The sequence below is a fragment of the Sorangium sp. So ce131 genome (genome assembly GCF_051519095.1).
GTDB lineage: Bacteria > Myxococcota_A > Polyangia > Polyangiales > Polyangiaceae > Sorangium.
Map to the genome: position 1 here is coordinate 12,413,357 of NZ_CP150455.1, position 24,931 is coordinate 12,438,287.

19 protein-coding genes are annotated in these 24,931 nt (G+C 73.6%); 2 read left to right on the plus strand and 17 right to left on the minus strand.

Translation table 11 applies throughout. The features are described 5' to 3' along the window. The first annotated feature begins 304 nt into the window (after positions 1-304). A complete protein-coding gene (locus WMF43_RS45195; protein ID WP_437674698.1) occupies positions 305-1,357 on the plus strand; it encodes a hypothetical protein in 1,053 nt (350 codons plus the stop codon). Positions 1,358-1,432: 75 nt separating this feature from the next. Here the strand turns inward: WMF43_RS45195 and WMF43_RS45200 are convergent, their stop codons facing one another. The 17 genes from WMF43_RS45200 to WMF43_RS45280 form a co-directional block, all read right to left on the minus strand. Then, a complete protein-coding gene (locus WMF43_RS45200; protein ID WP_437674700.1) occupies positions 1,433-1,807 on the minus strand; it encodes a response regulator in 375 nt (124 codons plus the stop codon). A gap of 200 nt (positions 1,808-2,007) precedes the next feature. Continuing rightward, positions 2,008-2,766: an ABC transporter ATP-binding protein gene (locus WMF43_RS45205; RefSeq protein WP_437674701.1), complete on the minus strand. Its 759-nt coding sequence runs from the start codon at positions 2,764-2,766 to the stop codon at positions 2,008-2,010. Then, on the minus strand, positions 2,763-3,581 hold the full coding sequence (locus WMF43_RS45210) for an ABC transporter ATP-binding protein (protein ID WP_437674703.1): 819 nt from the start codon (positions 3,579-3,581) through the stop codon (positions 2,763-2,765). The genes WMF43_RS45205 and WMF43_RS45210 overlap by 4 nt, the downstream gene beginning before the upstream one ends. After that, on the minus strand, positions 3,578-4,804 hold the full coding sequence (locus tag WMF43_RS45215) for a branched-chain amino acid ABC transporter permease (RefSeq protein WP_437674705.1): 1,227 nt from the start codon (positions 4,802-4,804) through the stop codon (positions 3,578-3,580). Before WMF43_RS45215 ends, WMF43_RS45210 begins: the two co-directional genes overlap by 4 nt. A gap of 47 nt (positions 4,805-4,851) precedes the next feature. Next, positions 4,852-5,565, minus strand: a complete 714-nt coding sequence (locus WMF43_RS45220) for a ClpXP protease specificity-enhancing factor SspB (RefSeq protein ID WP_437674707.1) — start codon at positions 5,563-5,565, stop codon at positions 4,852-4,854. Positions 5,566-5,687: 122 nt separating this feature from the next. Continuing rightward, positions 5,688-7,007 carry a phenylacetate--CoA ligase family protein gene (locus WMF43_RS45225; RefSeq protein ID WP_437674709.1) on the minus strand — a complete coding sequence of 440 codons (1,320 nt, stop codon included), beginning with the start codon at positions 7,005-7,007 and terminating at the stop codon, positions 5,688-5,690. 115 nt (positions 7,008-7,122) lie between these two features. After that, positions 7,123-8,013, minus strand: coding sequence for a DMT family transporter (locus WMF43_RS45230; protein ID WP_437674711.1), 891 nt, complete (start codon positions 8,011-8,013; stop codon positions 7,123-7,125). A gap of 75 nt (positions 8,014-8,088) precedes the next feature. Continuing rightward, positions 8,089-9,801: an IgGFc-binding protein gene (locus WMF43_RS45235; RefSeq protein ID WP_437674712.1), complete on the minus strand. Its 1,713-nt coding sequence runs from the start codon at positions 9,799-9,801 to the stop codon at positions 8,089-8,091. Between the two features lie 326 nt (positions 9,802-10,127). After that, complete coding sequence (gene uvrA, locus WMF43_RS45240) at positions 10,128-13,163, minus strand: excinuclease ABC subunit UvrA (RefSeq protein ID WP_437674714.1); 3,036 nt, start codon at positions 13,161-13,163, stop codon at positions 10,128-10,130. A gap of 129 nt (positions 13,164-13,292) precedes the next feature. Next, on the minus strand, positions 13,293-14,111 hold the full coding sequence (locus WMF43_RS45245; protein ID WP_437674716.1) for a Stp1/IreP family PP2C-type Ser/Thr phosphatase: 819 nt from the start codon (positions 14,109-14,111) through the stop codon (positions 13,293-13,295). A 20-nt stretch (positions 14,112-14,131) separates the two neighbouring features. Continuing rightward, complete coding sequence (locus WMF43_RS45250) at positions 14,132-14,335, minus strand: hypothetical protein (RefSeq protein ID WP_437674718.1); 204 nt, start codon at positions 14,333-14,335, stop codon at positions 14,132-14,134. A gap of 233 nt (positions 14,336-14,568) precedes the next feature. After that, positions 14,569-15,012 (minus strand): hypothetical protein, encoded by a 444-nt coding sequence (locus tag WMF43_RS45255; protein ID WP_437674720.1) that lies wholly within the window; start codon positions 15,010-15,012, stop codon positions 14,569-14,571. A gap of 13 nt (positions 15,013-15,025) precedes the next feature. Then, on the minus strand, positions 15,026-16,105 hold the full coding sequence (locus WMF43_RS45260) for a DUF2894 domain-containing protein (protein WP_437674722.1): 1,080 nt from the start codon (positions 16,103-16,105) through the stop codon (positions 15,026-15,028). A 62-nt stretch (positions 16,106-16,167) separates the two neighbouring features. After that, positions 16,168-16,800, minus strand: a complete 633-nt coding sequence (locus WMF43_RS45265; RefSeq protein WP_437674724.1) for an OmpA family protein — start codon at positions 16,798-16,800, stop codon at positions 16,168-16,170. Between the two features lie 100 nt (positions 16,801-16,900). Next, complete coding sequence (locus WMF43_RS45270) at positions 16,901-20,260, minus strand: hypothetical protein (protein WP_437674726.1); 3,360 nt, start codon at positions 20,258-20,260, stop codon at positions 16,901-16,903. Between the two features lie 16 nt (positions 20,261-20,276). Further along, on the minus strand, positions 20,277-21,074 hold the full coding sequence (locus WMF43_RS45275; RefSeq protein WP_437674727.1) for a hypothetical protein: 798 nt from the start codon (positions 21,072-21,074) through the stop codon (positions 20,277-20,279). Between the two features lie 216 nt (positions 21,075-21,290). Further along, the gene (locus WMF43_RS45280; RefSeq protein ID WP_437684217.1) at positions 21,291-23,426 is read right to left on the minus strand and encodes a prolyl oligopeptidase family serine peptidase; all 2,136 of its coding nucleotides are present in this window, start codon (positions 23,424-23,426) and stop codon (positions 21,291-21,293) included. 657 nt (positions 23,427-24,083) lie between these two features. Between WMF43_RS45280 and WMF43_RS45285 the strand changes: the two genes are divergently transcribed. Continuing rightward, on the plus strand, positions 24,084-24,854 hold the full coding sequence (locus WMF43_RS45285; protein WP_437674729.1) for a hypothetical protein: 771 nt from the start codon (positions 24,084-24,086) through the stop codon (positions 24,852-24,854). Positions 24,855-24,931: the final 77 nt, after the last annotated feature.

A 24,931-nucleotide genomic window follows, 5' to 3' on the forward strand; every position in this document is an offset into this window, starting at 1 on the left:
CTCCCCGCCATGACAACCGCAGACAACGCGGCGCCCCCCGCGGGCGCGGCGTTTTGCCGCGTTTCATGGCGGGCTCATGCATGCGAGCGACGCTTCGAGTAAGCAATTCCCTGATACGAACGCTCTGAGTAAAGAGCCCTTCGTAAGGGGTTTTCCCTAGATACACCCTCTCAGTAGGGCGCTTGCCGAACAGGCATCGATCACAGTGTGGCGCGACGTGGAGGTTCTTCCAGGAACGCCGCGCCCGCGCCGCCGGTCCCACCTGAGCCTGGCGCCCGCGCGGGCGTGGGGCTATCCGTTCCCGGTGAGTTCCCCGGTGAGCCGCGCGCTGTTCCAGGAGCTGAAGGCCCGTCAGATCGCGTTCCTCGAGGCGCGGCTCGTGTCGGAGGCCGCCGCGCGGGACTGGCGCGAGCGCCTGCCGGCCGGCTTCGCGGCGCTGCTCGCGACGCCGCTCGGAGAGCTCGCCGACGCGGCGGCGATCGCGCGCGCGCTCGACGCGCTGGCGGCGGAGGAGCCGCTCCGGCGCGCGGTCCGGCCGGCGGCGGCCGCGGCGCTCGCGGCGCTGCTCGATGCGGGGCGCGCCGAGCGGCGGCGCGCGAGCGAGCTCATGCCGGAGGGCGGGCAGGACAAGCTCGACCGCATCCTGGAGCAGCCGAAGCTCGTGCCGGAGCGGCTGGTGCGCGAGGTGCTGGAGAGCCAGGCGCTCGACGCGGTGATGCGCGACGTCCTCTACGACACGCTGAAGGAGTTCTCGGAGAAGGTGAACCCGTTCTTCGCCGAGTGGGGCCTGCCGGCGCTCCTCAAGCGGGTCGCCCCCTTCGGCCTCGGCGGGGTCGGCAAGACGATGGGCGCGCTGCGCGGCGATTTCGAGCGGCGGCTCGAGCCGGAGATCCGGCGGTTCCTCCAGGGCTTCTCGCGCACGGCGATGCGGCAGGTGCAGGACACGCTCATCGCCAAGGGCGACACGCCCCCGTTCATCGCCCTGCGCAAGCACGTCGCGGCGTGGGCGCTCGACCAGGAGCTCAGCGCGCTCCTCGGCCAGCTCGACGCGAAGAGCGCCGCGCTCGCGGAGGAGCTCGGGGCCGACGTCGCCGCGCAGCTCTTGCGCGACGGGCCGCTCCGGCGGCGGCTCCACGAGGCGACCGCGGCGTTCGTCGCGGCCCACGCGCGCGAGCCGCTCGGCGAGGTGCTGGCGCGCTTCGGCGTCGCGCCCGCGCTCGACTTCGACGCGCTCGCGGCCGCGACCTGGCCGGTCGTGCGGAGCCTGTGCGCGAGCGCGCCGGTGCGCGCCTTCCTCGCGTCGATGGTGGAGGAGTTCTTCGACGGGCTGCCGGACGAGCTCGCCCCGACCGCGTGAGGCGGCGGGCGCCGTCGGGGCGGGGCGAGGCGCCGGCGCGCGGCGGGGCGCCGCGCGCGCCTCCGACGGCGCCGGTCAGGCCATCGCGGACGCTTCCGCCACCGCCGACTCGATGTACGCGAGGCCGCGCGACGGGCACGCGGGCACCGTGGGCGCGAACGCCTCCATGTCGAGGATCAGCTCGGGGCCGTCCGCGAGCGTGAGCACCACGACGGGCACGCGCGGGGACATGCGGCGCAGCTCCTCGATCTCGTCGTGGAGCGCGGCCTCCACCCGGGGCACGAGGACCATCACGTGAGGGCGCCAGCGGGCGAGCACGTCACGCGCATGGCCGAGCCCGCAGCACGTCTCCACCGTGTAGTCCCGGGACGAGAGGAAGTGGACGAGCGGCTGGGAGTTGCTGGCGTCGTCGTCGATCACCAGAACGCGGGTCGTACTCTGAATCTCCATGGGTATCCCCCGTTGGCGGCAAGGTCTGAACGCGGACGCGAGAAACGGATCATCTCGCCTGGTCCTGCGAACCATACCCCATCGAGGGCAAAGCGCGATATCAATCGCGCTTGAGCGGATCACGCGACGCGTTGATACGCGCCCGAAACACCGGCGCTTTACATTCGCCTTGCCCCGGATCCGCGGCGGATCCGGGGCGCTCAGCCGCCGAGGTAGGCGGCTCGGATCTCCTCGTTCGCGGCCAGATCCCTGGAGTCGCCGCTCATGGCGATCTGCCCAGTACGGAGCACGTAGGCGCGCGTCGAGTACTTGAGCGCGAGTCGGGTGTTCTGCTCAACGAGGAGTACGGTGGTCCCTGACGCCGCGATCTTGGCGATGGACTCGAAGATGTCGGCGACGAGGCGCGGCGCGATGCCGAGCGAGGGCTCGTCGAGCAGCAGCATGGCGGGGCGGGCCATCATGGCGCGGCCGATCGCGAGCATCTGCTGCTCGCCGCCGGAGAGCGTGCCGCCCTGCTGGTGCATGCGCTCGCCGAGGCGCGGGAAGAGGCGCACGACGTCCTCGAGCGTCTCCGCCATGGTCGGACCGTGTTTGTGGGACCAGGCGCCGAGCTCGAGGTTCTCGCGGACGGTCAGGTTCGAGAAGATGGCGCGGCCCTCCGGCACGAGCGAGACGCCGGCGGAGACGAGCTCCTCGGTCGAGACGGCCGCGAGGTCCTTGCCGTCGTAGCGGATGCGGCCGGCGGCGATCGGCAGGAGGCGGACGATCGTCTTCAGCGTGGTCGTCTTGCCGGCGCCGTTCGCGCCGATCATCGCGACGATCTCGCCGCGCCGCACCTCGAGGCTGACGCCCTTGAGCGCCTTGATGCCGCCGTAGCTGACCGCGAGGTCCTCGATGACGAGCAGGGGCTCGCCCAGCGCGGCGGCGGGGGGCTGTCGGGTGGGGTGGGACGTCTTCATGCGGGCTCCTCTGCCGCCCGGCCGGGCGTCGGGCCGGGCTCGGCCGCCTCGCCTTCGACCTCTTCGCCGAGGTACGCCGCGAGGACCTTCGGGTCCCTGCGCACGACCTCGGGCGTGCCGTGCGAGATCGTCTCGCCGTGGTCGAGGACGTGGATCTCCTCGCACACGCCCATGACGACCTGCATGTTGTGCTCGACGAGCACGACCGTGATCTCGAAGGTGTCGCGGAGCCAGCGGATCTGCTGCTTGAGCCCCTCGGCCTCGCCGTAGTTCATGCCGGCGGCGGGCTCGTCGAGCAGGAGCAGCTTCGGCTTGAGCATCATCGCCCGGGCGATCTCGAGGCGGCGCTGGTTGCCGTACGAGAGCGACGTCGAGATCTCGTCCGCCATGTCCTCGAGCTTGAAGACCGAGAGCAGGGAGAGCGCGCGCTCGGTCATCTCCTGCTCGTCCTTGTAGAAGAACGGCGAGCGGAGCACGGCCGAGGCGAGCGTCGACCGGCGGAGGTTCTCGCAGGCGACGAGCACGTTCTCGAGCACCGTGAGCTGGCCGAAGAGGCGGATGTTCTGGAACGTGCGGGCGATGCCGAGGCGCGCGATCTGGCTCGGCTTGAGCGGCGCGAGGTCGGCGCCGCCGAAGTGGATCGAGCCCTCGTCGTGCTTGTAGACGCCGGTGATCAGGTTGAACACCGTGGTCTTGCCGGCGCCGTTCGGGCCGATCAGCCCGAAGATCGAGCGCTCTGGCACCGAGAAGGAGACGTCGCCGACGGCCTTGAGGCCGCCGAACCGCTTGGTCACGTGCTTCAGGTCGAGGTTCACTCGAGCTCCTCCCTGCCGGTGGGCTTGATCTCGCGCTCCACGGCGGTGCCGGTCATCGCCCCGCCGGCGCGCCCTGCGGCCGCCTCGGGCCCGGTCGTGGCCGGGACGGGCTCGGCCGGCGCCCCGGGCAGGAGGGGCTTCTTGCGCCCGCGGCGCCAGCCGACGATCTCGCGCTCGCCGAAGAGCCCCTCGGGGCGGAGGATCATCAGCCCGATGAGGATGCTCGCGTAGAGCACCATCCGGAGCGCGTTGAGGTCGAGCGCGGGGTAGGCGGCCTTCAGCGCGAGCACGCTGTCGAGGCCCTGGAGCTGCTCGATGAGCTTCACCGTGAAGGTGACGAGCACGCCGCCGACGATGGAGCCGCTCACGCTGCCCGATCCGCCGAGGATCACCATGGTGATGGCGTCGAACGAGTAGTTGAACGTGAACTGGTCGGGCTGGACCGTGGGGTTGCCGTCGCGCATCGAGGAGAGCAGGCCGCCGGCGATGCCGCCGCCGGCCGCGGAGATGACGAACGAGGTGACCTTGTAGCGGGTGGGGTCGACGCCCACCGCGGCGGAGGCGATCTCGTCCTCGCGGAGCGCGCGCAGCGCGCGGCCCCAGCCGGAGAACTTGAGCCGCCAGGCGAGGATCGTCGCGACCACGACGGCGCCGAAGATCCAGAACGGGCCGGCGTACTGCGGGACGCCGGTGTCGTCGGGGCCGGCGTAGCCGATCGGGCCGCCGAGGGCGCCGAGCGCCTTGCCGATCACCCCCTGGTCGGCGCCGAGGTTGTTCGAGGTGGCGATCGTGAGGCGGAAGATCTCGGCGAAGCCGAGGGTGACGATGGCGAGGTAGTCGCCGCGCAGCCGGAGGCTGGGCAGGCCGACCACGAGGCCGAAGAGGGCCGCGACGAGCCCGGCCGCGAGCAGCGCGGCCGGCATCACGAGGAACGAGTTGCCGAAGCCCGGGTCGCCGCCGCCGAGGTGCTGGTGGAGGTTGCCGGCGACGATCGCCCCGGTGTACGCGCCGATCCCGACGAAGCCGGCGTGGCCGATCGAGAACTGGCCGGCCATGCCGTTGATGACATTGAGCGAGAGCGCCGCGATGACGTTGACCATCGCGAAGAGGGCGAGCTGCCGCCAGGCGGCGTCGGGCAGGAGGGTCTCGAAGCCGAACTCGAGGGCGACCACGGCGGCGAGGAGACCGAGCGCCGTGAGGACGCGCTTCACTGGTCGAGGCATGGCGGGCCACAGTTGATTTGGCCGCGCCGTACCGTCAAGCGATAGCGTTACTTGATGACGCGCAAATAGGGGGGCAGCTCCCGCTTCGGCTTGCCCGGCTCTCGGTTCGGCCTGGGATCGGGCTCACCGGAGCTGCCAGATTCACTGTCTTCGCCGTCCTCGGTGGACCGCACCGGCGCGAGGGCGGGGACGGGCGAGAGAGCGCGCAACGGCGCGCCGGCCTCCCGGCGGTCGGCGGGCGAGGCCTCGTCGGCGCCGCGGCGGTCGGCGGGCGAGGCCTCGCGGCCCCGCGCGGGCGCGTCGTCCGGCGCGGCCTCGGCGCTGCGGTCGTCGTCGCTGGGGGGCGCGACCGCGGCGAGCCGGGGGCGCGACCTCTTCGTGGGCTTCTGCGGGGCGCCGACGGGGGGCCGCTGCTGCTTCTGGGCGGCGAGATCGGCCGGGATGTCCTCGGGCCACACCATGCCGCGCTGGTCCTCGCTCACGAGCGCCCAGATCGCGTGCCACGGCAGGCGGCACCAGAAGGGCGCGCGGTTGAACGAGAGGGTGCAGCTGATGCCCTCGTCGTCGACCTTGAGGTCGGGGATGGGGATCGCCATGTTCAGGCCGACCTGCAGGATGAGCTGCGGCTGTCCCGTGAACCACTTGGGGACGGAGACGCCGGGCCTGCGCGGGTCGAGGTGGATGAACACGCTCGGCTCTCGCTCGAGGAGGGCCAGCGCGACGTCCTTTTTCGGCGGGAGCGGTCGCTGCACGTCGGACATCGTACTGCTCTGCCCAATACCCCGGACCGCGCGGCTCCGCCAGCGCTTCGGGGCGCCGAGGGCGCGGGCGCCGCCCGGTCCTGGACGGTTCCGCTGCCGGTGCCATGGCGCCGCGCCGCCGTTCAGCCCGAGGTGCCCCTGTTCAGCTCGACCGGGACCTCGGAGAGGGTGACCCGGTGCTTGCCGCTGCTCGTCAGGGGGATCCGGTCGACGATCTGGATCCGGACCTCGGCGCGCTCGCCCAGGTGCCGCCGGACGGTGCGCTCGATGAGCGTCGCGGTCTCGGGCTGGAAGCCCTTGCCGGGCACGAGCCTGACCGTGATCGCGCGCCGCCGGTCCTGGTAGACCTGGTAACGGGCGATCGTCGGCTGGTCCTTGATGAGCTGCGGAAAGAGCTCCCCGGCGAGCAGCTGCCCGTCAGGGCCGACGAGCAGGTCGAGGACCCGGCCCTCGACCGAGGCGAGCATCGGCAACCCGCGGCCGCACGCGCACGGCGCCGCGGCGGCGACCGCGACGTCCTGGTTCTTGTAGCGGATGAGCGGCATCGACCGGCAGAGCAGGTCGGTCACGACGACCTCTCCCGCCTCGCCCGGCAGGGCGTGGCGCCCGTCGCGGAGCAGCTCGATGAACACGCCCTCGGCGTTGATGTGCTTGCCCGCGTGCCGCTCGCACTCCGACGCGAGCAGCATCATTTCCCGGCAGCCGTACCGGTCGAACACAGGCGCGCCGAACGCGCGCTCGATCGTCGCGCGCTGGTGCACGAACAGGCGCTCTGCGCTGCTGACGACGCCGCGCGGGGCGGGGAGCGCGCGCCCCGACGCGAGCGCGTAACGCGCCGCCTGGTACAGCGCGTTCGTGTACCCGATGATGAGCGCCGGCCGGTAACGGGCGATCTCGTCGAGCGCCGCGGCGAGCCGCCGCTCGGACAGATCGTACGCGCAGATCAGCTTCTTGCGGAGGACGGCCTCGTGCAGGGAGCGCTTGGCCCGCTTCGCGAGCGTCTCCCCGAACGACGTCCCCCACAGGTGGACCTCCCTGTCGCCGAGCCGGCCTCCCGCCCACCCGTCGGATCGCATGGCGGCCGCGACGCGGCGCTCGTAGGTGGGGTGATCGAACTGGAACTGCACCGGCTCCCCCGTGGAGCCCCCCGTCCCGCTCGCGTGCAGGCGGCCGACGAAGCCCTCGGCCACGAGCTCCCGGCCGTGCGCGCGGAGGTCCGCCCTCGTGAGCACGGGGAACCGCAGGAGGTCGTCCGGAGACTGGACCAAGGCGGCCCGCACGCCGTACTCGGCGAACCGCGCCCGATAAAACGGGACGTTCTGCTCGGCGAAGTGGAGCGCGGCGAGCATCCGCCGCCAGCCGAGCTCGCGGAGCTGCTCCGCGGAGCGCCACTGAGAGAGCTCGATCTCCGCGAGCGCGGGCAGGGTCTCTCTGCCACGCAACCGGGTCTCGTAGAGTGGAAACAGGATGTTTCGAAGCAGCCCCCCGTACATGCGGAGAGCCTCCCTTCGAATCATCGACAGTCAAGCTCCGAGGGCGGGTGTCCCGAATTCCTCCCTATCGCGATCCGAGGATGGCGACGACGGCTCCGACGAGGATGATCGCGGCGCCCGCGACCTCCGTGGCGCTGGGGACGGCGCCGAGCCACAGGGCGCCGATGACGATGCCGCCCAGCGTCTCGCCGGGGGACACCAGCGCGACGATGGCCGGCGACATGCGGCGGGCCGCGGCCTGGACCGCGGTGTGGCCGACGAGGGTGGGGATGAGCGCGAGCCCCGCGACGGCGACGACGGCGTGCCGGGGCGGCGGGGCGACGCCCTCGAGCGCGCCGGGCGCCACGGGGAGCGCCGCGGCGAGGAAGAGCGCCGCGCTCGCGTAGACGAGGGCCGCGTAGCTGCGCGCCGGCAGGGCGTCCCGGAGCGCCCTGGCGAAGGACACGTAGAGCCCGTAAAGCAGGGTGGAGGCGACCACCATGAGGTCGCCCGAGAGCCGGTGATCCCCGGCGCCGGCGCCGCGCGCGACGAGGACCGCGCCGGCGGTGGCGAGGAGCACGCCGGCCTGCTCGGATCGCGTGGGGCGGACGCCGAAGAACACCCACGCGCAGAGCACGACCGCGAGCGGCTCGAGGGAGATGAGCGAGACCGCCGCCGGGACCGACGTGCGGTCGAGCCCCCACAGGAACAGCGCGAAATGCACGGCGAGCAGCAGGCCGGCGCAGAGCACGGCCGCGCGCTCGCGCATGGACAGGCGCACGGCCGAGCGGGCGAGGCCGCGCACGTCGAGCAGGGAGAGCGCGGCCGCCGCGAGGGCGACCCGGCCGAAGGCGACGAAGAGCGGGTGGAGCGGGCGAGCGGAACGGGCGAGCGGGCCGCTCACGGCGAACGCGGTGCTGGCCAGGACCACGAACAGCGCGGCGCTCCGGGCGGTGACGCGCTGTCGGGCCGTCATGCGGGCGGTGCTAGAACAGGCGGCCGGGAAAGACAATCTCGGCCGCCGGCGCGGGGCTCCGGCGAACGCCCGGGATCAGCGGGGCGGCGGCGGCGGCGGCGCGATCGCGACGAGGTTGAGGCCGCCCGGGTACTGGTAGCTCGTGTAGGCGCCGTAGCCGATCACCTGGATGCCGACGGGCGCCGAGGCGGTCAGCACGTGCGCGCCGCCGTTGCCGGGGCCGAGCGGGACGCGCGTGATGCCGAAGCCGGAGCTGATCTGGGTCGGCCGCTCGGCGACCGGCTCGCCGTCGAGCGTGATCGTCGCATCCACCGGCTGGACGATGTCGACGTAGCTCTCGTCGTAATCGCTGGGAGCCAGGAAGACGTATTTGGTGCGGTACTGCTCGACCGCGGTGGCGAGGCTCTGCGAGGGATCCCCCTTCTGCTGGGAGACCGTGGCGTTCGGGTCGGCGAGCGCGGCGCCCAGCATGAACGAGCTGACCGCGAACTCGTGGTCCCCGGAGATCTCGAAATCCCTGCGCACCACGGTGAGGTCGACGACCTGCCCGGCGTTGAGCGTGGTCGGCGCGCCGTCCGGTCGACCGGAGGGGTAACTCAGGCGCGTGCCGTCCACGTTGCCGTAGAGGCGCACGACGTGGCCGATGACCTGGCCGCCGGGGGAGGTGGGGACCGTGACGAAGTAGTTCTTGCCGAGGGTCTCGGCGGGGAACACCGACTCTTCGATGTGGTCGCACGCGAAGACGCCGTACGGCGACTGCGTGCACGACATGCCGGTCAGCACCTGGATCGGCTTCGTGGCGGTGACCAGGCTGCCGCTGAGGTCCGAGTACGGATCCGACAGGATCTCGACCACATCGCCCTCGCCGAGCTCGAACGTGAAGATGCCGCCCCCGCCCGTCTCGGGGATGCCCCCGCCGGCGAGCACCCAGCCGTCTTCGGCCACCTGCACGGTGACCGTGGTGTCGTCCTTGGTGCCGGTGATCGTCATGTAACCGCCGATCTCGGCGTTGACCCAGCCCTCCTTGCCGGTGATGCGGTAATTGCCGGTCATCGCCGTGCTCGGGAGGAGCAGCGAGGCGTCGTTGCTGAAGGAGAAGCAGCCGATCGCGGCGCCGTCGCTCGGGCAGACGCTGTTCCCGGGGCAGGAGGACCAGCTCTTCCCGGTGGGGCCGCCCTCGCCTTTGTACTCGAGCGCGTTGAACTGATAGACGGTGACCGGCCGCGTCGAGACGAGGTGATACGCGCCGCCGTTCACGCGGACGGAGCTCGTCATCGGCACGGAGCTGCTGCACTTGTCCATGTCCGGGCCCTTCAGCTCGGGGACCCAGGGGAGGTAGATCTTGCCCAGGCTGTTGGGCGCGATCTCGGCCTGCGCCACGGCGGAGCCGTCGCGCATCACCTCGATCTCGGCGGCCTCCTCTCCCGCGTTCGCGACGACGACCGCGTAGTCGAAGATCGACCAGACGTTGTTCGCGGTGACCGTCGGCCAGAAGTCGCACCCGATGTAGGATTTGAGCGAGGCGGCCTCCGCGCACGTCTTCGGGTCGGCCGCGGGGTCCGGCTGGGGCTCGCCGGGGTCGCTCGCGCCGGCGCCGAGGATACCGTCATCGCCGCCGAGGCCGCCCGTGCTGCCGTTGCCCGCGCCGGAGCCGCCGTCGCCGGCGCCGCTCGACGGGCCTCCGGGGCCGGCGGGCGCCGCGGCGCCGCTCGCGGAACATGCCCCCGCGGAGGCGGCGCCCAGCGACAGGCTCAGGCCGAGATAAAGAGAATGCTTCGTGAATCGCATGGGCCCTCCCGGTGACGGACGTCGAGCACGGCGGCGTGTGTGGTAGCCCGGTCGACGTGGGAATTTGCAGTGGATCTATGAAGGAGCCAGTGGGGTGCTCGCGCACCTCAGGGAACGATGGCGTTCATGATCCCCGCGGTGGTTCCTCGACGCAAGCGCATCGAACAAATCCGTCAGCAGCGCTATCGCGCCGGGCGGCGGAGAGCCTGGAGGGAGAGACAGAAATGAAGTTTTAGTTACCAGCGACAATCACAGCGCGACGGAGACGCCCGCCGGAGACGCCGCGGGGAACGCCGCTCGCGGTCGCCGCGCGCGGTCGGGTTGCCTCAACCCCGGCCGGGTTCACGCAGCAGGGGGCGCAGGAATTGACCGGTGTACGAGGCCGCCACCTTCGCGACGTCCTCGGGCGTCCCCTCGGCGATGACGCGGCCGCCGCCGGCGCCGCCCTCCGGGCCGAGGTCGATCACCCAATCTGCGCACTTGATGACGTCGAGGCTGTGCTCGATGACCACCACCGTATTGCCCGCCTCGACCAGCCGGTGGAGCACCCCGAGGAGCTTGCGGATGTCCTCGAAATGCAGGCCCGTCGTGGGCTCGTCCAGCACGTAGAGCGTCCGGCCCGTCTGGCTCTTGCCGAGCTCGCGGCTCAGCTTCACCCGCTGCGCCTCGCCGCCGCTCATCGTCGGCGCGCTCTGGCCGATCTTCATGTACCCGAGCCCGACCTCGACCAGCGTCTCGAGCACGCGCCGCAGCGCGGTGTGGTGCTCGAAGAGCTTCAGGCAATCCTCGATGCTGGTGTCCAGGATGTCGGCGATGCTCTTGCCCTTGTAGCGCACCGCGAGCGTCTGCGCGCTGTACCGCTTGCCGGCGCACACGTCGCACGGGACGTACACGTCGGCGAGGAAGTGCATCTCGACCTTCACCATGCCGTCGCCGCTGCACGCCTCGCAGCGGCCGCCCTTCACGTTGAAGCTGAACCGCCCCGGGCCATAGCCGCGCGCGCGCGACTCCGGCAGCTCGGCGAAGAGGTCGCGGATCTGATCGAACGCCTTCGTGTACGTCCCCGGGTTCGACCGCGGCGTGCGGCCGATCGGCTTCTGGTCGATCGCGATCACCTTGTCGAGCGCCTTGAGGCCCTTGATGGCGCGGTGCGCGCCGACGGGCTCGGTGCTGTTGTGCAGCGCCCGGCCGAGCGCCGGCAAGAGGATCCCGTTCACCAGCGAGCTCTTGCCGGCGCCGCTCACCCCCGTCACCGCGAGCAGCACCCCGAGCGGGAACCGCACGTCGATGTCCTTCAGGTTGTGCTCGGACGCGCCCAGGATCTCCAGCCAGCCGCGCGGCGCGCGCCGCGCCGCCGGCACCTCGATGCGCGTGCGCCCCGCGAGGTACGCGCCCGTCAGGCTCTCCGGGTCGCGCTCGATCTCCTCCGGCGTGCCCGCGGCGATCACCCGGCCGCCGAGGTGGCCCGCGCCGGGGCCGAAATCCACCACGTAATCGGCGGCGCGGATCGTCTCCTCGTCGTGCTCGACCACGAGCACCGTGTTGCCGAGGTCGCGCAGGCGGCGCAGCGTCTCGATGAGGCGCTGGTTGTCGCGCTGGTGCAGGCCGATGCTCGGCTCGTCGAGCACGTACATCACGCCGGAGAGCTCGCTGCCGAGCTGGCTCGCCAGCCGGATGCGCTGCGCCTCGCCGCCGCTCAGCGTGGGCCCGGCGCGGTCGAGCGTCAGGTAATCGAGGCCGACGTTGAGCAGGAAGCTCAGCCGGGTCGAGATCTCGCGCCGCACGCCCTCCGTGATCTTCTGGCGGCTGCCCGGCAGCTCCATCCGCGCGAAATGCTCGTACGCGTCCCGGACCGTCATCCCGGTGACGTCGGCGATGCCCTTGCCCGCGACGCGCACCGCGAGCGACTCCGGGCGCATCCGCCGGGCGCCGCAGGCGTCGCACGGGCGGTCGCTCATGAACTTGCGGTACGAGTCCCGCGCCGAGTCGGACGCGGCCTGCTGGAACCGGCGCATCAGGCTGGGGATCACCCCCTCGAAGCGCATCCCCCAGGTGCCGTGGGTCTCGGTCCCCTCCTTGCCCCACGTCACCGCGATGCGCTTGCCCGAGAGGCCGTAGAGCACCATCTCCTGCTTCTTCGCCCCGAGCTTGCGCCACGGGGTGTCCAGGTCGACGGAGCACGCCTTCGACACGGCGTCGATGATGCGGAACGTCCAGCCCTCCCCGCGCGCCATGGCCGAGGCCCAGGGGGCGATCGCGCCGTCCCGGATCGACAGCGACGGGTCCGGGATCACGAGCGCCGGATCCACCTCCAGGCGGGTGCCGAGGCCGTTGCACGCGCCGCACATGCCGAGGGGGCTGTTGAACGAGAAGCTCTGCGGCGAGAGCTCGGGGAAGCTCTGGCCGCAGCACGAGCGCGCCGCGCTGAACAGGAGCGGCGCCTCGGGGCGGCGCCGGCGCGCGCCCGCCCCGTCGTCGGCCTGGGGCTCGACCCGCAGCTCGCCGCGCCCCTCCTGGAGCGCGAGCTCGACGCCCTCGGTGATGCGCTGCCGCTCGTCGGCCCGCACGACCAGGCGGTCGACCACGAGCGCGATCGTGTGCTTGAGCTTCTTGTCGAGGCGCGGGAGGTCGTCGAGGCGGTGCTGCGCCCCGTCGATCTCGACCCGCACGAAGCCGCGGCCCCGGAGCTCCTCGAAGAGGTCCTTGAACTCGCCCTTGCGGTGCGTCACGAGCGGCGCGAGCAGCACGAACCGCGTGCCCTCCGGCATCGCGAAGAGCTCCTCGACGATCTGCTCCGAGCTCTGCGCCTTCACCGGCTTGCCGCAGAGGTGGCAATGCTGCTCGCCGGCGCGCGCATAGAGCACGCGCAGGTAATCGTAGACCTCGGTGATCGTGCCGACCGTGGAGCGCGGGTTGCTCGAGGCGCTCTTCTGCTCGATGGCGATCGTCGGCGACAGGCCGCGCAGGTGCTCGACCTGCGGGCGCTCGAGCTGCCCGAGGAACTGCCGGGCGTAGGAGCTCAGCGTCTCGACGTAACGCCGCTGCCCCTCGGCGTAGAGCGTGTCGAACGCCAAGCTCGATTTGCCCGAGCCGCTCACCCCCGTGAACACCACGAGCTTGCGCTTCGGCACCTCCAGCCGGTCGATCCGGAGGTTGTGCTCGCGCGATCCGAGCACCTCGATGAAGTCCGGCTCGCGCGCCGCCTCGAGGAGCCGGGGCGCCGGCCGGGGCTCCGCCGGCTGCTGCGGGGGCGCGGCCGGCCTGCCCCGCCGCGCGCCCGCGCCCGGCCTGGCCGCCACCGCGCTCGTGGAGGTGGACGCCATGGATTGCAGCCCCGAGGATCCGTTCGTTCGCGCGCCCATCGTGATGCCCCGCCGGCATTAACACGGTGGCGCGCCTTCCGGCATATGATGTTCTATGGAAAAGCGGGCAACCCGCGCGCAATGCGCGCAGGACGACATGGGCGTCGCCGCGCGCCGCGCCGCGCCCGCTCAGCGCCGGGCGGCGCCGCCAGGGCCGGAGCGCCAGCGCGCGACGACACACGTGACGTTATCGGGGCCGCCGTTCTCATTGGCGCGCGCGACGAGCCGCGACGCCGCGTTGCGCGGGTCGGGGTGCTCCTCCAGGATACTGGCGATATCTTGCGCCGACACCACGCCGGACAGGCCGTCCGAGCAGAGCAGCAGGACGTCGCCGCTCTCGATGGAGTCGATCCGCGTCTCCACCTCGACCGCCTCGTCGGTGCCGAGCGCGCGGGTGATCACGTGCTGGAGCGGGAACGAGCTCGCCTGCTCCGGGAGGAGGTGGCCCAGCCGGATGCACTCGTTGACCAGCGAATGGTCGCGGGTGAGCAGCTCGAGGCGGCGATCGCGGAGGCGGTAGGCGCGGCTGTCGCCCACGTGCGCGATGGCGACGTGGCTGTCGCGCGCGAGGGCGGCGACGAACGTGGTGCCCATGCCGCGCTTCTCGCGATCGCGCCGGGCCGCGGCGTAGATGCGGCCGTTCGCCAGCTGGATGCCCGCGACGAGCAAGGGGAGCCCCTGGTCGACGTAACGCGCCTCGGAGCTCCGCACCGTGGGCGGGCCGACGCCGACGGCGACAGGCCAGGTCGAGTCCGGGTCGTCGAAGAAGTCGCGCACCGTGTCGATCGCCATCCGCGAGGCGACCTCCCCGGCGGCGCGCCCGCCCATGCCGTCGGCCACGAGGAACAGCCCGCGCGACTCCAGGATCGCGAAGCTGTCCTCGTTCGTGTCCCGGACCATGCCCGGGTGGGTGAGCCCCGCGGACTCGACGACGAGGTGCGGCTGCATGGCGTTTGCCCCGGGTTTGCTCACGGGCACGCTCTGCCGGGCGACCGGCGCTCGTCTACCACCGGCCGCACCGCCGGCCGCACCGCCGGCCGCACCGCCGGCCGCACCGCCGGCCGCACCGCCGGAGGTCCCGCCGGCGGCGCGGCCGGCGGCGCTGTCGACGAGGCTTCTTCCGGCGCCTGGCTCGAGTCGACCGCGCGAAACAGGAGGCTTCGTCTGCTCATGTCGATGCCCGCTCCGATGCCTTGGGAGCCTACGCGCCAAGGATCGGTCGCGTCTACCAGATCAGGCTCCGGCCTGCACCCGCCCGTGGCTGCCCGAGCAAAGGCCGGCGGCGGCGCGGGGCGCGCGCAGGTCGCGGTTCCGTTGCCGCCGTCACCGTCCTCCTGCGCCGCCGCGCCGTCGGGAGCACCTCCCGGCGGTCGGCCGGCGGCCGGGTCGCCCGGCGGCGCGCTCGTCACGGGACCGCGAACCGGTCCGCGCCGCCGCCGGCGCAGGCGCTCAGCGCGAAGCCGAACCGGTTCTCGGTGCCGTCCTGCGCGATGCGCTCCAGGTTGCGGCACGTGTGGCGGAAGGTCCCCTGCTGGGCGTAGCGATCCTTGCTGTTCACGACGACGACGACCCCGGTGAGCGTGACCTCGAGGCGGTAGGTGATGGGGTCGCCCTCGATGGTGTACCGGGTGGTGGTGAACACGGCGGGCTCGCGGTCCTTGTAGGCCTGCCAGATGCACTCGCGCGCGGCCCCGTCGTAGCCGTCGCCGCGCCTGACGACCTCGGTGCCGCACGGCTTCAGCGGCGGCTCCGGCGGCGCGCTCTCGACCTTGTCGGAGGTGGACGCGCAGGAAGAGGCGAGCAAGACGAAGGCGGGGGCGGCGAGCGAACGGCGCGGCAAGCGAGGCATGGGGATTACCTACCTATCGCGATCCGCGGACGAGTGATGCTTTTTTTGGGGAGGCCGGGCGGCGGGAACGGGGCTCGCCGCCGGAGCGCGGCGCGGCCTTCTTCCGGGCGGGGCGCTCGGGCTCCGGCTCGAGCGCGGCGGCGAGGGCGCCGAGATCCTGGAGGCCGGCCACGAGGGCGCGCAGGTAGTGGTCGGAGAGCCGCTCCGCGGCGCAGAGGGCGCGGGCGGCGAGGACCTGGGCGTTGTAGGGGCCGGCGTCCTCCGGGAGGTTGTCGGCTGCGCGGGCGACGGCGAGCGTCGCGCGGGCGCTCACGAGCGACTCGTGGAAGAGCGCCGAGGAGAGCGCGCTGGTGAGCGCCTGCGCCTTTCGCTTGACCCGGCGCTCGACGACGTCGCCGTCGCAGGGGAGCTCGGCGAGGTCGCGCGCGAGCGGCTCCGGCAGGCGCACGTCGCGCGCGGCCACCTCGCCGCGCAGCCGCGCGAGCCAGGGCACGGTCGTCGTCTGCCGCTCGGCCACGCGCTCGCGGAGGCGGCGGCGCGCGGCCCGGACGACGGCCGCGAGCTCGCCGCGATCGAGCGCCGCGGCGAGCGCGCCGTCGTCCGGGACGCCGGCGTCGGCGAGGGCACGGAGCTCGGCCAGCGCCTCGGCGCGCGCGTGGTGGAAGGCGGCCTCGAGCGCCGCGAGCCGGGCCGAGGCGCGGTCGTCGAGGCGGGCCCGGGCGCCGCCGTCGAGGGCGCGGGCGCGCTCGAGGAGGGCCTCGACGAACCGGTAGCCCGGCGGGTCGAAGCGGTCGGCGCCAGCCTGGCGGAGCGCCGCGAGGCGCGCGGCCGCCGCGGCGCCGGCCGACCCGGGTTGCGGCGGGGCCGACCCGGGTTGCGGCGGGGCCGACCCGGGTTGCGCCGAAACCGACCCGGGTTGCGCCGAAACCGACCCGGGTTGCGCCGAAACCGACCCGGGTTGCGGCGGGGCCGACCCCGGCGGGGCCGACCCAGGTTGCGGCGGGGCCGACCCAGGTTGCGCCGAAACCGACCCAGGTTGCGGCGGGGCCGACCCAGGTTGCGGCGGGGCCGACCCGGGTTGCGCCGAAACCAACCCAGGTTGCGGTGGGACCGACCCGGGTTGCGGAGTCCCAAGCGAAAAATCCAACACGGACGTCATCGCGAACCCTGCCGGGGGATCGGCGAGATCTCCACACGGCGGTTCTTCGCCCGGTTCTCGCTCGTGTCGTTGGGCGCCACCGGGTGCCTCTCGCCGAAGCCGGCAGCGAACAGCGCCTCGTCGGGGACCCCCGCGGCCGCAAGCGCACGGGTCACCGTGAGCGCTCGCTGGGCCGAGAGCTCCCAGTTGTCCGCGTAGCCACGGGAAGAGCCCGTCAGCGGGCGATCATCGGTGAAGCCGCTCACCATGATGAGCTCGTCGTGGTGCTCCAGGTATGCCTTGAGCGGGTCGGCCAGCGCGTCGAGCAACGCGACGCCCTCCGGCTGGAGCTCGGCCGAGTTGAGCTCGAACAAGATGCTGCCGCGGATCCCGATGCGCCCCTCGGTCAGCGTGATCCGGCCCTCGGCGAGCGGTCCGGCCAGCGCGCGCTCCAGCGCCTCCAGGCGCACGCGCTCGGCCGCACGGGTGGCGCGCTCGGCCGCGAGATCGCGGGTCAGGTCGACCTGGAACGAGATCGCCCAGACGAAGAAGAGCACGAACAGGCCGAAGAGGCAGGCCATGAGGTCGCCGAAGACCGGCCAGACCGCCGCCTGCTCCGAGGCGTCGTCCTCCGCGGGCATCAGCGACATCGGCGGGCTCTCCCGGCAGGCCGCGCGAGGACGAACACGCGGCGCGGTTGGCGCGGGCGGCGCGGGGTTCGAGTTGCGGGCGAAGGCCCGAAGCGGCGCATCAGCTCGACCTGCTCCTCAGCGCCCGCAGCTCGGAGAAGAGCTCGCGCTGGAACTGCAGCGAGTGGTCGAAGACCTCGCGGGTCTGGTCGAGGTAAGCGCCGAGCAGATCCGTGGCCTCGCCATGCTCCCGGCGCTCGATCGCGTCCTCGATGGCGCCGAGGTTGTTCAGCCAGCGATCGCTGGCGTCGCGGTAGCGGTCGACCGCGGCCGTGAACATCTCGGCGACGGCCGTCATCTCGGCGCCGCCGGCCCGCACGAGCTCCGAGGCCTCGCGCACCACCGCCGCGGTCGCCGCGAGGCTCTCGCCCAGGCCGCGCGCATGCGCGCTGAGCCGCTCGGCCAGCCCGTCGGCCGCCTCCCGCCGCGCCCCCTCCAGCCGCTCCTCGAACGCCGCGAGCCGCGACGCCTGCTCCGCAAGCAGCTCCCGCGCTGCCTCCGCCATCGCCTGCATCCGCGCCTCGGCACGCGCGTCCCGCTCCGCCGCGCTCCGCTCCGCCGACTCCGCGAGCGCCGCCACCCGCTCCGCCTGCGCTCGCGTGCTCCCACCCATCGCCGCCGTCGCCTCCGACAGCCGCTCCAGCAGCACATCCAGCCGCACGTCGCGCTCCCGGTCCGCCTCCGCGCGCGACGACAATCGCCCCGACGCCTCCTCGATCAGCCGCGCCGCCGCCTCGGGCGCCGCCTGCGCCGCACGCGCCGCCTCCGTCAGCGGCCCTGCCAGCGCCTCGCCCAGCGCCGTCAGGTGCGCCGCGCGCGCCGCGTCCAGCTCCGCCTGCCGCTCCGCCGCCTCCGCAGCCCGCGCCGCCTGCGCCTGCTCCAGCCGCTCGATCGCGCCGCGAACCACCCCGGCCAGCCGCTCCGCCTGCCCTTCCAGCCGCGCCGACGACTCCGCCTCCAGCTCGCGCCGCCGCGACGCAGCCTCCCAGTCGAGCTGCTCCAGCCGCTTCGCCGCCCGCTCTTCCAGCCGCTCCAGCCGCGATGCGACACCGCCCTCCAGCTGCTCCAGCCGCGACGCGACACCGCCCTCCAGCCGCTCCAGGCCTTCGCCCAGGCCGCGCGCGTGCGCGCTGAGCCGCTCGGCCAGCCCGTCGGCCGCCTCCCGCCGCGCCCCCTCCAGCCGCTCCTCGAACGCCGCGAGCCGCGACGCCTGCTCCGCAAGCAGCTCCCGCGCCGCCTCCGCCACCGCCTGCATCCGCGCCTCGGCACGCGCGTCCCGCTCCGCCGCGCTCCGCTCCGCCGACTCCGCGAGCGCCGCCACCCGCTCCGCCTGCGCTCGCGTGCTCCCACCCATCGCCGCCGTCGCCTCCGACAGCCGCTCCAGCAGCACATCCAGCCGCACGTCGCGCTCCCGGTCCGCCTCCGCGCGCGACGACAATCGCCCTGACGCCTCCTCGATCAGCCGCGCCGCCGCCTCGGGCGCCGCCTGCGCCGCACGCGCCGCCTCCGTCAGCGGCCCTGCCAGCGCCTCGCCCAGCGCCGTCAGGTGCGCCGCGCGCGCCGCGTCCAGCTCCGCCTGCCGCTCCGCCGCCTCCGCAGCCCGCGCCGCCTGCGCCTGCTCCAGCCGCTCGATCGCGCCGCGAACCACCCCGGCCAGCCGCTCCGCCTGCCCTTCCAGCCGCGCCGACGACTCCGCCTCCAGCTCGCGCCGCCGCGACGCAGCCTCCCGGTCGAGCTGCTCCAGCCGCTTCGCCGCCCGCTCTTCCAGCCGCTCCAGCCGCGACGCGACACCGCCCTCCAGCTGCTCCAGCCGCGACGCGACACCGCCCTCCAGCCGCTCCAGGCCCTCGCCCAGGCCGCGCGCGTGCGCGCTGAGCCGCTCGGCCAGCCCGTCGGCCGCCTCCCGCCGCGCCCCCTCCAGCCGCTCCTCGAACGCCGCGAGCCGCGACGCCTGCTCCGCAAGCAGCTCCCGCGCCGCCTCCGCCATCGCCTGCATCCGCGCCTCGGCACGCGCGTCCCGCTCCGCCGCGCTCCGCTCCGCCGACTCCGCGAGCGCCGTCACCCGCTCCGCCTGCGCTCGCGTGCTCCCACCCATCGCCGCCGTCGCCTCCGACAGCCGCTCCAGCAGCACATCCAGCCGCACGTCGCGCTCCCGGTCCGCCTCCGCGCGCGACGACAATCGCCCCGACGCCTCCTCGATCAGCCGCGCCGCCGCCTCGGGCGCAGCCTGCGCCGCACGCGCCGCCTCCGTCAGCGGGCCCGCCAGCGCCTCGCCCAGCGCCGTCAGGTGCGCCGCGCGCGCCGCGTCCAGCTCCGCCTGCCGCTCCGCCGCTTCCGCAGCCCGCGCCGCCTGCGCCTGCTCCAGCCGCTCGATCGCGCCGCGCACCACCCCGGCCAGCCGCTCCGCCTGCCCCTCCAGCCGCGCCGCGGACGCGGCGTCCGCCGCCTGCCGCGCGAGCGCCTCCTCCTCCAGGCGCCGCGCGAGCGCCTCCAGCGACCCGGACGCGACCGCGCCGGCGCGCTCCACCGCCTGCGAGAGGAGCGGCTTCACCACGCCCGCCGCGACGTCGGCGGTCTGCCGAAGTCCCGCCGCGATGTCGGCGCGGATCTCGGTCGCGGCGCCCGCAAACGAGGCGGCGGCCTGGCGCGCACCCTCGACCTGGACGGCGAGCAGCCGCTCCTCGAGGCGCTCGAGCCTCGAGGTCGCCTCGCCCAGCGACGCCGCCGCGGCGGGGAGCGCCTCGCCCTGCCGCGCGAGCGCCTCCAGCGCCGCGAGCTGCCGCCCCGCGACCGTCAGCCCCGCGAGCGGACCCGCCGCGTAGGCGTGGAGCGCCGCCGCCGCCCCCGCCTCGGCGCGGCGCACGAGCACCGCGCCGAGCCCGAGCATCGCCGACGCCGCCACGCCCGCCGCCGACGTGCCGAACGCGCGCGACAGGCCCTGCATCGGCGCGGCCAGGCTCTCGCGCAGCGCGCCGACGTCGGCGCTCAGCGTCAGCGCCTCGCGCGCCCCCCGCAGCGTCTCGAACAGGCCGAGGAACGTGCCGAGCAGCCCGATCATCACGAGCAGGCCGATGAGGTACGAGGCGAACGAGGCGACCGCCGGGGACAGCGGCACCCCGGCGATCCGCGCCTCGAGCATCGCGCGGAGCGGCGCGCTGCTCCGCTCGACGGCGGCCCGCGTCGCCGGACGCGGCAGCGCCGCGAGCTCGCGCCCGAGCCGGGCGGCGCGGCCCGCGCGCACGACGAGCTCGAGCGTGCCGAGCACGAGCCCCAGCGCGATCAGGAGCACGAGGCCGTACGCGAGCGGGTCCGCCCCGCGGTACACGAGCGCCGCGCGCGCGACGAGCGCGAGGCCGACGGCCCCCGTGAGGAGCACGAGGAGCCGCGTCGTCCACTGCCGCGCCGTCGCCAGCCACATCATGAGCGCCCCCGGCAGGCTACGCGGGCGCGCCCGCCGCGGCCCCGTCCACCAGCGCGAGCAGCCTGCCCGCCTCGTGCGCGAGCACCGCCTGCACGACGAGCTCCATCCGCTGGACCTCCCGCCCGAGCCACTGATCCCGCCCGAACCAGCCCGCGACGTGATCGATCTCCACCGCCTCCGGGAGCGCCAGCACCGCCGCCCTGAAGCCGCGCGCGAAGCAGCGCGAGAGGCCCGGGACGAGCTCGCCGAGCGCGCGCTCGCGCCGCTTCTGGGTGGCGCTCGCGATCGCCGCGTCGAGCCGCTCGAGCCGCGCCGCGGCCGGGCCGAGCGCCCGCAGCGACGGCGCGAGCTCCTCGCGCAGGGCGCGCGTCTCCTGGCGGACGCGGTTGAGGGCGCGGGTCACGAGCTCGCCGAACGGCTCCCAGAGCTGGCCGGCCGCGGACGCGAGCGCCCCCCGCCCGCGGGGGGGCACGAGCGCCCCGGTCTGCTCCAGGGTCGCGAGCACCGCCGGCGCGTCCGGCAGCTTGTTCCGCCGCTGGAACGGGGCCGAGAACAGCTGATCCAGCGCCGCCGTCAGCTCGCCCAGCCGATCGGCGGCGAGCGCCCGGACCGCCGCGCGCGCGCCCTCCGTCGCCGCCGGCGCGGAGGGCGCGGGCGGGCGGTCGAGGAGCGAGAGCTCGCGCGCGAGCGAGATGCTCCCGTGCAGATCCATGAGCCGCGCCAGGACCGCCGCGGGATCCGAGAACTCCGCCGCCGGCGCGCGCGGATCCCCCGCCACCGCCGCCGCGGCGGCTGCGAGGGGGCGCGAGGTCAAAGGCCCGCGCCGCGACGACCCGGCTCCGGGGTGAAGCATCCGCACAGCGGCGCGTTGTTAGCCGTCGCGGCGCGATGCCGCAAGCCCGTCCGTCACCGCGCGGCGACACGGGCCCGTCCGTCACCGCGCAGCGCCGTGAGCCCGTCCGTCACCGCGCAGCGACGCGGGCCCGCGCCGCTTCGCCATCGCGCGCCGCATCGGGCGCGCCGCCGCAGCTCATCTGCTCGCCGGCGCCGGCGCCGGCGCGCTCGTGGCCGCGAGCGCAAACGCGATCTGATCGGCGCCCTTCTCGACGGCCGCCCGGATGAGATCCGCCCCGGCGTGCCCGGCGTTCCGCTCGATGCGGAGCAGGACCGGACCGCCCGCGCTCGCCGCCTGGAGGGCCGCGGCGAGCTTGCGCGCATGCATGGGATCGACCCGATCGTCGCTGTCGGCCGACAGGAACAGGACCGACGGGTACCGCGTCCCCGGCTTGACGTGGTGGTAGGGGGAGTAGGCGTAAAGCGCCTTGAACTGCTCCGGATCGTCGGCGGACCCGTACTCGCTGATCCACGTCTTGCCGGATCCGAAGAGGTGGTATCTCACCATATCGAGCAGGGGGACGCTGCAGAGGGCCGCGCCGAACAGGTCCGGCCGCTGCGTGATCGCGGCGCCCACGAGCAGGCCGCCGTTCGAGCCGCCCTGGATCGCGAGCCCCTCGGGCCGCGTGTACCCCTCGCGGATCAGGTGCTCCGCGGCGGCGATGAAGTCGTCGAAGACGTTCTGCTTCTTGAGCAGCATCCCGTCCCGGTGCCACGCCTCCCCGTACTCGCCGCCGCCGCGCAGGTTCGCCACCGCGTACACGCCGCCCCGCTCGAGCCACGGGTGGATCGACCCCGTGAACGAGGGAGTCTGCGAGATCTGGAACCCGCCGTATCCATAGAGCAGCGCGCGGGCGCTCCCGTCCTTCTTCAGGTCCTTGCGGCGCACGATGAACATCGACACCCGCGTGCCGTCCCGGGACGGGAAGAAGGCCTGCTCGACGGTGTAGGGCGACGGGTCGACAGGCACCTCGATGCGCGCGTAGAGCTCGGTCTTGCCGGTCTTGATCGAGGTCGCGTGGATCTCCTGCGGCGAGGTGAAGGACTCGAACGAGAAATACGCCTCGTCCTCGTCGGGCAGCCCGTACGGGCCGCCGACGGTGCCGATGCCGGGCAGCGGGACCTCGCGGGTCAACTTGCCGTCGAGCGTGCGGATCTCGACGCGGCTCGAGGCGTCCTTGAGGTAGCCGAGCGCGAGGTGCCCGCCCACGACGGAGACGCTGTCGAGCGTGGCGTCGGCGCGCTCCGGGACGATCTCCTTCCACGCCGCGCGCTCCGGCCTGTCCGGGTCGACCTCGAAGAGGCGGTAATGAGGCGCGCCCTCGTCGGTGTGCACATAGAAACGGTCCTTGTAGACCTCGACGTTGTAATGGGCGTCGCTCCCGACGACGAGCGGCCGGTCCGCGGCCTGCCCGCCCGGCCTGCGGAGGTCGCGGAAGTAGACGTCCGTCGACGTCCACCCGTGGGCCACGGTGAGCACCAGGAAGCGGCCGTCCTTGGAGAGGCTCGCGCCGAGGAAGGTCCTCGGGTCGCTGTTCCTGCCGCGCACGACCCGATCCTTTTGCGGGTCCTGGCCGAGGCGATGGAAGCGCACCTCGGCGTATCCGGGCCGGTCGGCGACGGCGATCGACGGGTCGGTGGGGAGCCAGACGTAATAGAAGCCGTCGCCGGACGGCGTCCACGAGGGATAGGCGTACTTGCTCCCTTCGATGACGTCGACCTCGGAGCGCTTGCCGGAGGCGACATCCATCACATAGAGGGTCGCCTCGTCGGAGTTGTTCTTCTGGACCTTGTAGGCGACGTTCTTGCCGTCCCACGACGCCTCCCAGCCGCCCAGCGAGACGCTGCCGTCGTCCGACCAGGTGTTCGGGTCGAGCAGCGCGCGCTCCTCGCCGCCCTTCTCCTGCTTCCAGTACACGATCGACTTCTCCTTCGTCGCGTGCCGCCGGCTCAGGAAGTACCGGCCCCGCCGGTGGCGCGGCGCGGAGACCGCATCGATGTAGAAGAGCTGCTTGAGCCGCGACGCGATCGCGCCCCGCTCGGGGAGCTTGTCGAGCTCGGCGCGCGTGAACGCCTGCTGCGCCTTCATCCACGCTTGCACCTCGGCCGAGGCGTCGTCCTCGAGCCAGCGGTACGGGTCGGCGACATCCACCCCGTGCAGGGTGTATTTCACCGGATCGACGCGGGTCGGCGGGTACGCGGGGCGGTCGCGGTCCGCGGGGGTGGGCGCGGCGCTGGTCGCGCCAGGGGACGGTGAGGAGTTCGCGGTCATCGTGGGAACCGGTCGGTGTGCCTCCGCACCTCCGCACGCGCCGGCGAGGAGCGCCGCGAGGAGCAGGCAGGGAGAGTACTTCATGAGCGGCGCAGCATAGCGCGCTCGGGCCAGCCTGAGCAGCGGATGCGGCCGCGCCGGGAAGCGAGCGGCATGGGAGCGCGGCGGGCAGGTCGACGTTGAGCCGTACGAAGCAGGAGAGCACTGAGCGGGGCGAACGACAGCCCCGCGTGGGTCTTCTGCGAGTTCGGTCTGCTCGCGACAAGGAAGGGCGAAGGGTCATCCGGACAGGCGCGGTCGTGACCCGCGGACATAGAACCGCTTCACGATGTCCGGATAATCCTCGCCCTTGTCCAGATGGCCTCCGCCCTGTCCAGATGACCTCCGCCCCTGTCCAGATGACCTCCGCCCTGTCCAGATGACCTCCGCCCCTGTCCAGATGGCCTCCGCCCTGTCCAGATGACCTCCGCCCCTGTCCAGATGACCTCCGCCCCTGTCCAGATGACCTCCGCCCCTGTCCGTGTACCAGCAAGGGACGACTGCCGGCGCTGGGAAGGGCAAGGTCGACGCCAGCGGGCGAGGCCCCGCGCGCCGGCCGGCGAGCGCTCGCCGGATTGCGATGCCCGGGGCCCCCGTCATCGACTAGGAAGGGAGCTCATGGCGACGCCTCTCCACCTCGGACGAGCGACCGCGCTGCCGGCGCTCCTCGGCATCGGCCTGCTCCAGTCCACCGCGGCCGCGCAGCAGACCGCACCCGCGACGCCCTCCACGACGGAGAGATCACCTGCCGACGCAGCGGACAAGCCGGCCAGCGATGCCTCGACGGTGTCCGGCGAACCACGCGCGCCCGCCGCCGACCCCCTGCTCGCGCCGAGGCCGGCGGCGCGGCGCGGCGGGCTCGCCGTGGGGATCTCCGCCGGCGTCGCGCTCGGGAGCGCCGCCGGCTTCCCGAACGACGTCCAGAAGATCGGATACGAGCGCTACTACACCGCGACCGGCGTCGGGATCGGCGGGGGAGGCTACGTCTGGATCGGCGGCGCGCTCGCGGACTGGCTCACGTTCGGCGGCGCCTTCGGCGGGCACCTCCTGAGCTCCGCGGACCATGGCTCCCTCGCCGGCGGCTTCATGTTCCACACCGAGGTCTTCCCGCTCTTCTCGCTCGGAGGGCCCTGGCGAGACGCGGGCGTCGCCCTCGACGCGGGCACCGGCGTGGCCTACACGACCGCCGACGACGCCGGCGACGACGACGCGGACGCCATCGACGGCGCCCTGCCGGCCCGCATCGGCATCGGAGCGTTCTACGAAGGGATACGGCTCTGGAAGGTGTCGATGGGGCCGTGGCTCTACGCCGATTACACGTGGAGCTCGTCGGTGCGCCAGACGGGGGTCTACCTCGGGTGGCGGACCGCGCTCTATACCGACCCCTGAGCCGCGCGCCAGCGCCGGCCTGCCCCGCCCTGCTGCGGGAAGTCTGGCTGGGGATGTGAACCGTCACGACGCCAAGA

Excerpts from the sequence above, each read along its gene's own strand:
- uvrA (WP_437674714.1), bottom strand. The coding sequence starts at position 13,163 with ATGGGCGCGCGAACGAACGGATCCTCGGGGCTGCAATCCATGGCGTCC.
- WMF43_RS45280 (WP_437684217.1), bottom strand. The coding sequence starts at position 23,426 with ATGACCGCGAACTCCTCACCGTCCCCTGGCGCGACCAGCGCCGCGCCC.
- WMF43_RS45245 (WP_437674716.1), bottom strand. The coding sequence starts at position 14,111 with ATGCAGCCGCACCTCGTCGTCGAGTCCGCGGGGCTCACCCACCCGGGC.
- WMF43_RS45235 (WP_437674712.1), bottom strand. The coding sequence starts at position 9,801 with ATGCGATTCACGAAGCATTCTCTTTATCTCGGCCTGAGCCTGTCGCTG.
- WMF43_RS45265 (WP_437674724.1), bottom strand. The coding sequence starts at position 16,800 with ATGTCGCTGATGCCCGCGGAGGACGACGCCTCGGAGCAGGCGGCGGTC.
- WMF43_RS45230 (WP_437674711.1), bottom strand. The coding sequence starts at position 8,013 with ATGACGGCCCGACAGCGCGTCACCGCCCGGAGCGCCGCGCTGTTCGTG.
- WMF43_RS45285 (WP_437674729.1), top strand. The coding sequence starts at position 24,084 with ATGGCGACGCCTCTCCACCTCGGACGAGCGACCGCGCTGCCGGCGCTC.
- WMF43_RS45255 (WP_437674720.1), bottom strand. The coding sequence starts at position 15,012 with ATGCCTCGCTTGCCGCGCCGTTCGCTCGCCGCCCCCGCCTTCGTCTTG.
- WMF43_RS45200 (WP_437674700.1), bottom strand. The coding sequence starts at position 1,807 with ATGGAGATTCAGAGTACGACCCGCGTTCTGGTGATCGACGACGACGCC.
- WMF43_RS45250 (WP_437674718.1), bottom strand. The coding sequence starts at position 14,335 with ATGAGCAGACGAAGCCTCCTGTTTCGCGCGGTCGACTCGAGCCAGGCG.
- WMF43_RS45215 (WP_437674705.1), bottom strand. The coding sequence starts at position 4,804 with ATGCCTCGACCAGTGAAGCGCGTCCTCACGGCGCTCGGTCTCCTCGCC.
- WMF43_RS45270 (WP_437674726.1), bottom strand. The coding sequence starts at position 20,260 with ATGATGTGGCTGGCGACGGCGCGGCAGTGGACGACGCGGCTCCTCGTG.
- WMF43_RS45205 (WP_437674701.1), bottom strand. The coding sequence starts at position 2,766 with ATGAAGACGTCCCACCCCACCCGACAGCCCCCCGCCGCCGCGCTGGGC.
- WMF43_RS45220 (WP_437674707.1), bottom strand. The coding sequence starts at position 5,565 with ATGTCCGACGTGCAGCGACCGCTCCCGCCGAAAAAGGACGTCGCGCTG.